General features: G+C 39.9%; 8 protein-coding genes, 1 tRNA gene and 1 rRNA gene. All 10 read right to left on the reverse strand.

Features of this window, described 5'->3' with window-relative positions:
• Nucleotides 1-3: 3 nt before the first annotated feature.
• The gene (locus LY28_RS16550; RefSeq protein ID WP_110463294.1) at nucleotides 4-993 is read right to left on the reverse strand and encodes a PilN domain-containing protein; all 990 of its coding nucleotides are present in this window, start codon (nucleotides 991-993) and stop codon (nucleotides 4-6) included.
• Nucleotides 994-1,026: 33 nt separating this feature from the next.
• On the reverse strand, nucleotides 1,027-1,650 hold the full coding sequence (locus tag LY28_RS16555; RefSeq protein ID WP_110463295.1) for a PilW family protein: 624 nt from the start codon (nucleotides 1,648-1,650) through the stop codon (nucleotides 1,027-1,029).
• A 41-nt stretch (nucleotides 1,651-1,691) separates the two neighbouring features.
• Complete coding sequence (gene pilM / locus LY28_RS16560; protein ID WP_110463296.1) at nucleotides 1,692-2,762, reverse strand: pilus assembly protein PilM; 1,071 nt, start codon at nucleotides 2,760-2,762, stop codon at nucleotides 1,692-1,694.
• Between the two features lie 112 nt (nucleotides 2,763-2,874).
• A complete protein-coding gene (locus tag LY28_RS16565; protein ID WP_110463297.1) occupies nucleotides 2,875-3,678 on the reverse strand; it encodes a prepilin peptidase in 804 nt (267 codons plus the stop codon).
• 1 nt (nucleotide 3,679) lies between these two features.
• Nucleotides 3,680-4,096 carry a type II secretion system protein gene (locus LY28_RS16570; protein ID WP_110463298.1) on the reverse strand — a complete coding sequence of 139 codons (417 nt, stop codon included), beginning with the start codon at nucleotides 4,094-4,096 and terminating at the stop codon, nucleotides 3,680-3,682.
• A gap of 30 nt (nucleotides 4,097-4,126) precedes the next feature.
• Nucleotides 4,127-5,338 (reverse strand): type II secretion system F family protein, encoded by a 1,212-nt coding sequence (locus LY28_RS16575; protein WP_242981381.1) that lies wholly within the window; start codon nucleotides 5,336-5,338, stop codon nucleotides 4,127-4,129.
• An 11-nt stretch (nucleotides 5,339-5,349) separates the two neighbouring features.
• Nucleotides 5,350-6,402, reverse strand: a complete 1,053-nt coding sequence (locus tag LY28_RS16580) for a type IV pilus twitching motility protein PilT (RefSeq protein WP_110463300.1) — start codon at nucleotides 6,400-6,402, stop codon at nucleotides 5,350-5,352.
• Between the two features lie 266 nt (nucleotides 6,403-6,668).
• On the reverse strand, nucleotides 6,669-8,360 hold the full coding sequence (locus LY28_RS16585) for a GspE/PulE family protein (protein ID WP_110463301.1): 1,692 nt from the start codon (nucleotides 8,358-8,360) through the stop codon (nucleotides 6,669-6,671).
• Nucleotides 8,361-8,818: 458 nt separating this feature from the next.
• Nucleotides 8,819-8,894, reverse strand: a tRNA-Asn gene (locus LY28_RS16590).
• A gap of 6 nt (nucleotides 8,895-8,900) precedes the next feature.
• Nucleotides 8,901-9,017 (reverse strand): 5S ribosomal RNA (gene rrf, locus LY28_RS16595).
• Between the last annotated feature and the right edge of the window lie 206 nt (nucleotides 9,018-9,223).

Here is a 9,223-nt window from a genome sequence, read left to right on the forward strand (position 1 = left end):
TTCTTAATTTATATTAAAAGACTTCAAAATTCTGTCTATAATTTGCTCTGTATTTGAAAAGCTTGCCGAGTCACTTTTGTAGGTAACAATATAGCCTTTGCCTCCTTTAACTGTGCAAAGCTCCGAATATGTGTACCTGATATTTTCCTCCTCGGCACGGTACACCGTTTTTACCGCATCCAGCCTTGAATTCCTCGTCATATTGGAATACACAAGACTGTAGTTTTCCAAGCTGCTTTTAAGCTTGCTCTGTCTTGCCTCGGCAAAAGCCTTAGCCTGCAGCTGCGTACTCTCCAGCACAAGCTCCAGAGAAGCCGGCTTTGCTGCTGTCAGCGAAGCACTTGCTGTTATTGAAATCCTGTTATCCTTTTCTTCAGTTATAATCCAATTGGGTATATATCCTATCCTTATTGTATTATCCCATCCGTAATATTTAGTCAGTTCATCCTTATTAACTCCGGTTAATACAATATCAAAGGTTTCCCCGTTATTTTCCTTACCCTTTGCAATAGCTGCCAGACCTATTGTTTTAAAATATGCGTCATCCTTCAGGTTTCTCACAAACGAAGCTATAGCTTCTTCATTTTCTGCCACACAGCTCAGTGAAACCTTTACATCCGCTTCGGACTCACCTGATGCATCAAGCTTTTGTATAAATAACCTTTCCGGCGAAGCATATTCTATGGCATTAATTATCTTCAGCACATTTATCTGCCTTTGGGCTAATGCCGTTCCTTCCTTCTCCCTCGCTTCGACTGCCTGCTTTAAGGTATTAAACTCATTTACCTGAGCTACATAAGCACTTGTTCCTGCAACCTGCTGAAGCAGCATATCCTTCTCGTTTTTAAGCCCGTACTCATATATAGTAGGAAAAGCATACGCCGATACAACCACGACCCCCGCAAATATTACCAAAATCGAAAGTGATGCTTTTTTGTACCTATTCTTTTTTTCAAATACATAACTGGCAGGTATTAGATTTAAATCCTTCAAAACACATCTCCACCTTATTAGAAATTGACACTGCTACTTTTCTATAGGAATCCTGTAACTGCTTTCAAGTATTATTACACCGCTTTGCCCGCATTCAACCTTTATGCATACTTCTATTATGTCATTATTAATAATAGTCTGCGTCTCCGGGTCGTTATCTATATCCGTACCCTTTTCCTTCTTTTCAACAGTAAAATCAATTATTTTAACATCTTTTTTATTAACAGATTTTTCTGTTAAATAATCCTCTGTTATAAATTCGTATTTTCCACTCTTCTCAATTCTGTACTCATACTCAAGCTTCGTACCTTCAAGGCTGTATCTGCATTTTAAGCCCTTATCATCTGAAATCGAAATTCTACGACCCTTTTTCAGCTCAACAGTGTCAAAGTCTTCAATTATAATTTTTTCTCCGCTCACATTACTTCTCTGTAAATCTCCGATAACACCATACGAAATCAGACCGTCGCCATACAATCCCTTTCCGTACAAAACCGCCCTGGCACTTTTCTGTGCCTCCGATTTGTCAGATTCCGTTATAAAATTACTGTATGCAGTAGTGAATATGAGTGAAATCGGTATCATTACAGCAGCCATAATTGCTACCGTTGCTATAACCTCAACCAGTGTCATGCCTTTATTGCTTTTTATATTCATATACCTTCACTCCATCTGAAACTATCTGCGTTATGTATCTGCTATTTTCTTACCAAGCCGCCTATTACATTTACAAGTCTGATGTAATCCTGCTCAAACACCCCTCTGCCTTTTTTACCTTTGTAAACAAGCTCATTGCCCGAAGGAAGCAGTGAAACCGGTAAATTAAAATAGCCTGCAAAATAATCTATTATTCCTGCAAGCTTGCTTCCTCCACCACAGATATAAAGCCTCTGGACACGGTTCAAGCTGTCTCTTGAATTTGAGAAATCAATAAACCTGCTGATATCAGAAGCAATATTGCTCATAGCACGCTCTATTACAGCAGCCAAATCAGACTGACCTGCTACTGCTGCCACCTCTCCCTGGACATCCGAAACAGCCCGGTAGGAGACTTTAAGCTGTTCTGCCCTGTTATGCTCAAGGCTGAATTCCTCTGCAATATTTCTGTCAATCTCAGAGCTTCCGCTTAATAAAATTCTGTTAAATTTCAAATTATTGTTTCTGAAGATACAAACCATAGATGTATCATAGCCTATGTCAACCACTGCAAATTCTTCTTCTGAATTGAATATTTCGTCTGTCTTATAGGAAAAGCCCTTGATAACGCAGTTTGCAGGTATATCAACAGCTGCCAGCTGCTGCTTTAACAGCTTTGCCAAATGGATATAGCCTTCAATCTGCTTATTCGGAGCTGCCACAAGCAGTACACGTGACTGAGAATTCTCACCGTCCGAAACATTCTCCAGCAGCTTATAATCCATTGTATAATTCTGCAGGTCAACCGGAAAATACTGCTGTGCCTCAAACTCAAGTATTTGTCCTATTTCCTTGTCTGTTGATAAGGGAATCTGAATTTCTCTGGTTATTACGCCTGTGCCGGTTACACTCAAGACAATTCCTGCCTTGCCGAGCTTGTTGTTCTTAAATGCATGAATCAAGGTCTGCGAAAGCAGCTCGGCATTTAATATAATTCCATCATTTATACAGTTCTCAGGCGTTTCAATAATATCATATTCATCCACAATGATATTTTTTTTATTGGCACTTCCGTAAGCAATTTTAGTGGTTCTATTGCCAATATCCAAAGAAATCAGCTTTTTTTCAAACATAATAACCCCCACGCCCGGCTTGGGCACAAAAATTTGGTAAAGCAACTGTGGCAACCCTCTGCTTCGCAGCGTACGCTATTTATCCTGCAACCGCATTTTGTTTCTTTTAACCTTACTGCTTAGGAATAAACCCCAAATAAAGCTCAATAATATTCCAACCGTAAAGCATTGTTATAAATGTACCTATCGCAATAAACGGCCCAAATGCCACTGTGGATTTTCCGTTTATTTTCCTCGATATAATAAGAACAAGACTAATGACAGCCGCTGATAAAACCGTCAGAAACAGTGCAACCAGAGTCAGTCTCCAGCCGAGGAACAAGCCCACTGCCGCGAGAAGCTTTACGTCTCCCATACCCATTGCATCCTCAGTCTTGTAAATAATTGAGCCTATTATTGCCACCAAAAGCAGGACCCCAGCCCCACAAGCAATCCCGATAACAGGATTGTACCAAGCTCTGTCGCCATACAAGGAAACCGGATAAAACAAATTGTATGCAAATAGAGCCGCACCACTGAGCATACCTACCAAAACAAATTCATCAGGAATAATCTTTAAATCAAAATCAACAAAAGCTTCGCAAATCAGTATACATGAAAATACTGCAGCTGCAAAAAACTCCATTGATATTGAAAACCTGAAATACAGCAAAACAAAAGCAATAGAGGTAAGGCTCTCTACTATGGGATATCTGGCGGAAACTTTTTCACCACAGTAACAGCATTTTCCCCGTAAAAATATGTAACTGAAAACCGGCACCAGATCCAAAGCCTTCAGCCTTGTACCACAGCTTGTACAATGTGACGGCGGACTGATAACCGACTGCTTTGCAGGAATTCTGTAAATACACACATTCAGAAAGCTTCCGATTATAAGGCCAAAAACTGCAATGTATAGAGTGATTAGTGTTTGCATGTTAATCTAAAATAACAAATTTCCCTGGATCAGATGTAAGTTTTTCTTCCGCTTGCGAGACTTCAATAGAATGCAAATCTAACTTCCAGTTTTTTGTGCTATCAACACTATGGCTAGGATATTTCATTCCAGCTAATTTCATTCGTACCGCATCCGAAATTCCAGTTTCTAATTTGCTAGAATCTTTAAGAATACCACCTATAAATTGCAATGATCCATCAGCTAAGCATAATTGAACTGCTGCCTCAATTGCCTTAATTGATGTTTCATCCGCATTTGCCTTTGCATCATTAACAGAATTCATAACCATCGGCACAGCAATTACCGCCAATATACCTAGAATTGCCACAACTACAATCAGCTCTGTCAAGGTATACCCCTTACGATTTTTTTTCAACTTGCTAAAAAACTTTTTCACAACAAACTCCCCCTTAATATAATTTATATCTTACTGGCCCGCACCCTGATTCATGGTAAAGGTAGGCATTATCATTGCTATAACAATAAAGCCCACAATAACCGCAAGCACCATCATCATAAGCGGCTCCAGCATAGCCAGAAGCTTGCTTATTGATGTCTCCACCTCTTCATCATAGAAATCCGCCACCTTTTCCATGATTGCATCAAGAGAACCGGCCTCCTCGCCCACACTAATCATCTGTGTGACCATCAGCGGGAAAATGCCCATTCTCTCAAGGGGTGCCGCCAGATTTGAACCTGTCTTGATATCCTCCCTGACCTCCGCAAGCCCTCTTGAAACCACCTGATTGTTTACCACCCTGTCAACAACCTCAAGGGATTGTATAAGTGATACTCCCGAGCTGAGCAAGGTGCTCAGTGTCCTTGTAAAGCTTGCCGCCAATATTTTTTTAATATTTGGTCCCACAAGAGGCATCCTGTATATAAGCCTGTCTATAAAATATTTGCCTCCCTCTGTGCTTTTAAAGCGCTTGAAGCCCAGTCTCAACAGTATGATAGCTGCTATCGCGCATATTATGAATACCGGATTTGTTAAAAGCCCGCTGACAAACAGCAAAATTTTTGTAGGTGTTGGCATGACCCCGCCGGTTGACTCTATCATACCTACAAAGGTGGGAACTATGAATACCAGCATAAAAACAACCATAACCAGCGCAATACAGCCTATTACAGCAGGATACACCATTGCAGTGGATACCTTTGATTTTATCTTGTTATCCTTTTCATACTGTATTGCCAGCCTTTCCAGTACGGCTTCAAGGGTACCTCCTACCTCTCCCACCTCAATCATGCTGACCATAAGAGCAGGAAAAACCTTTGGCAAAGCCTGCATGGATTCCGACAGGGTTTTTCCCTTTTGAACCTCATCATAAACAGCTGCAACAGCTTCTTTGAGTGTTTTATTCTCCGTCTGCTGCTTAAGCATGTCCAAGCACCCGATAACCGTTACGCCTGCATCCAGCATAGTATGGAACTGACGGCACAAAACAGCCAGTTCCTTGGGCTTAATTTTTTTGCCGCCTCCAAGGTTTATTTCAACGCCCTTTGCAGTCTTGTCCTCAATTGAAAGAGGATAATAACCCTTTTCCTTTATCAATTCAACTACCATGCTTCTGTCTGCAGCTTCAAAGCTGCCTGTCACAGTGGTACCTGCAGCTGTCTTTGCCTTATAATTGTACATAGCCAATCATATCACCCCATAAATCTCATAAGATTTTCTGAATCAGTAGCGTATACTAATGCATCGTCCTGGCTAATATTACCTTGCTTATATAAGCTTGCAATGCTGCTGTCCATGGTCTGCATACCAAACCGTGAGCCCAGCTGTATCTGGGAGTTGATTTGGTGTGTCTTCCCTTCCCTGATCAGATTTCTGATTGCCGGGTTTGCAATCATAATCTCAACCGCGGCAGCTCGTCCAGCCACATCCTTCCTTGGAAGCAGCTGCTGGGAAACAACACCCTGAATAACCGATGAAAGCTGAACCCTGATCTGCTGCTGCTGGTGCGGCGGAAATACGTCAATTATCCTGTCGATGGTATTTGCCGCACCGATGGTATGCAAGGTTGAAAGAACAAGATGTCCCGTTTCGGCAGCTGTAACAGCTATTCCGATTGTTTCAATATCTCTCATTTCTCCCACCAGAATAACATCCGGATCCTCTCTCAGAGCAGCTCTGAGAGCCGCCGCATATGAATGGGAATCATTTCCGATTTCCCTTTGATTAACAATCGATTTATTATGCCTGTGCAGGTACTCTATAGGGTCTTCCAGCGTAAGTATATGGCAGTCTCTCTCCTTGTTTATCATATCTATCATGGAAGCCAGTGTTGTCGACTTTCCGCTGCCGGTAGGACCTGTAACCAGTATAAGTCCCTTTTTCTTTTTGCTCAGTTCCTTTACAACCGGGGGTATCCCAAGCTCGTCCATGGAGGGTATGGTAAGATTTACCATTCTGATTGCGGCACAGCAGGTTCCTCTCTGCTTGTATACGTTTGCCCTGAATCTTGCCATTCCCTTTAAGGAAAAGGATAAATCCAGCTCTCCTGCCTCTTCATACAGCCTCCACTGCTCATCATTCAGCATACTCCTGACCAATTCCTCTGTATCAGCCGGAAGCAATTTATAAGCATCAAAGGTTTCCAGCCTTCCGTTCAGTCTGTATGTAGGCGGAACCCCAACCGTTATATGCAAATCCGAAGCTCCTATTTCTCTCGCTCTCTTCAGTAATTCCTCCAGTATCATTTTTTCCCCTTTGTAAATACATAATATCATATATTTTCTATTTGTAAATATTCAATATTATATATTCTCACTCTGTAAATATATAATATCATATATTCTCACTTTTTGGAATATTTCCCTGTTAAATTACAATTAAAATAACCAAGTATTCATTTTTATACCGTTATATCCACATATTAATACAGCATATCTGCCATTTATCTAATTAAAAAAGTATTCTTCGATTAAAAAAAATATTTCCCGCCATATAAAAATTATATTCGGCGTTAATCATTTGAATATGCTGTTTTCACCAATTCACTGACTGTTGTCTCACCTGCCAGCACTTTTTTTATAAGGTTCTCCCTAAGAGTCATCATTCCGTTTTTTATGGAATAGTCCTTCAGCTCTCCCTCAGAGCATCTGTTGTTTATCATTTCCTTGTGCTTCCTTGAGACAGTAATTACCTCATATACTCCCTGCCGCCCCCTGTAGCCTGTAAACGTACACATCGGACAGCCTCTTCCCTTTGAGAGAACAGGTCTTTCCCCTGCAATACCCAGTATTTCCATCTCTTCATCAGTTGCAGGATGCTGCTCTATGCAATTGGGACATATCCTTCTTACCAATCTCTGTGCAATAACTCCCACCATTGCCGATGAAACCATATACGGCTCTATTCCCATATCTATCAGCCTCAGAACCGAGCTCGGAGCATCATTTGTGTGTATTGTGCTTAAAACCAGATGCCCTGTAATCGCAGCTCTGACAGCAATTTCGGCAGTCTCCCTGTCCCTGATCTCACCTATCATAATAACATCAGGATCCTGTCTCAAAATTGAGCGTAGGCTTGCAGCAAAGGTCATTCCCGTTTTGGTATTGACCTGAACCTGGTTTACTCCCTCAATCATACATTCCACAGGGTCTTCAACAGTGACAATATTAATATCCTGCCTGTTAATCTCACTAATGGCACTGTAAAGAGTAGTTGACTTGCCGCTTCCAGTAGGCCCCGTAACCAGTATAATACCATGAGGATTTTTGAGCATATTTGTAAACTGCGTCACTTCATATTCATTAAAGCCCAGCTGCTCCTTTGACAATACAAATGCATTTTTGTCAGCTATTCGAATAACTATCTTTTCACCGTATATTGTCGGCAGTATAGATACCCTAAGGTCATATTCCCTGCCGTCTACCTCTATACTTATGCGACCATCCTGCGGAAGACGCTTCTCAGCAATATTCATGCCTCCGATTATTTTTATGCGGGCTGATATAGCAGGCATTATATCAATATCGGGTCTCATAATCACATTTAACTGCCCGTCTATCCTATACCTGATATTTATATATGTTTCAAAGGGCTCTATATGTATATCACTTGCTCTGCTCCTGACAGCCTGTTCAATTATAGAATTTATTGCCTTTACAGCAGGTGAATTATTAACCTCATCTTCACTTTGTTCTGTCACAGCTTCCGAATTTATTTTTAAAGTCGAATGCTCCTTTTTAAATTCTTCAACTGCTTTCATTGCCTTATCCGCACCATAATACTTATCAATTGCTTTAACAACAGATTCGCTGCTTGCAATAACCGGCTGAACCTCTAAGCCTGAATATATTCTTAAATCATCAATAGCAAAGACATTAAGAGGATCACTCATGGCTACTGTTAAAATGCCCTTATCGATTTTTATCGGAATAAGCCCATACCGTTTAGCTATACTTTCCGGTACGGAAGAACATGCCAGTTTTTCAATATTATATTTTTCAAGCTTTACATGTGGAATCCCCAGCTGAAACTCAAGCACCTGAATAATATCATCCTCAGATGCATAGCCAAGTTTAGTGATTGCATTCCCTAATTTCTCACCTGTTTTCTTTTGATAGTCAATTGCCGCATCAAGCTGTACCTGTGTAATCATTCCAACTTCCAGAAGTAAGTCGCCAAGACGCTTCCTAGGTTTTTTAATCAATAGTATTCACACCCAATTATATATTTTTAGCGAGTATATTTAGTATAATTATATATAATCTACGTCTCACTTATAATAATTACTTATATACCATATGTTTGCTGTTATATTTTTTATATTCTACATTTTATTAAAAAATCCTCTAAAACAAATATATTACAAAACAACAATTTTTAGTCTATAGCTACATTATATTATCTTAACGTTATTTGTTCAACAAAAATATACAATTTAGGCAATAAAAATATATTATGTATTATTCTAATGCTGTCTTGTTTAATCTCTTTTTAGTATTTGTTGTTATTATATTACATGAAATTTAATATGTTACAGATTCACCATACATGCTTTATAGCTTTAAAAAAGCTTCGAAAACAGAGTATGTGCCTTTAGATTCATAAAATCAAATTTATTTCTTTACATAAAAAACCCAATTAATCATAAGATTAATTGGGTTTTGGCTCCCCCTGTTGGACTTGAACCAACGACATCGTGATTAACAGTCACGCGCTCTACCGACTGAGCTAAGGAGGAATATAATTCCGGCAGAGACTTACTTTCCCGGGCCGTCACCAGCCAAGTATTATCAGCACTGAGATGCTTAACTTCCGTGTTCGGTATGGGAACGGGTGTGTCCATCTCGTCATTTCCACCGGAAATTTGTATCTCTTCAACAAGCTTCTTCTCTCCTTGAAGAGTTTTTAACATTTCCTTTTCTTTCTTCTGTACCGCTTACATATACTATTACATTCCTGTTCGCTTTGTCAAGTACAATCTTCTTTGTACCTTCAGAACTAAATAATGTTATCGATTTGAAAAACTCTCATTTATAGATTAAAACGTCTACTCTTGAATACTGTGGG

The sequence above is a fragment of the Ruminiclostridium sufflavum DSM 19573 genome, from assembly GCF_003208175.1.
Taxonomy (GTDB): domain Bacteria; phylum Bacillota; class Clostridia; order Acetivibrionales; family DSM-1351; genus Ruminiclostridium; species Ruminiclostridium sufflavum.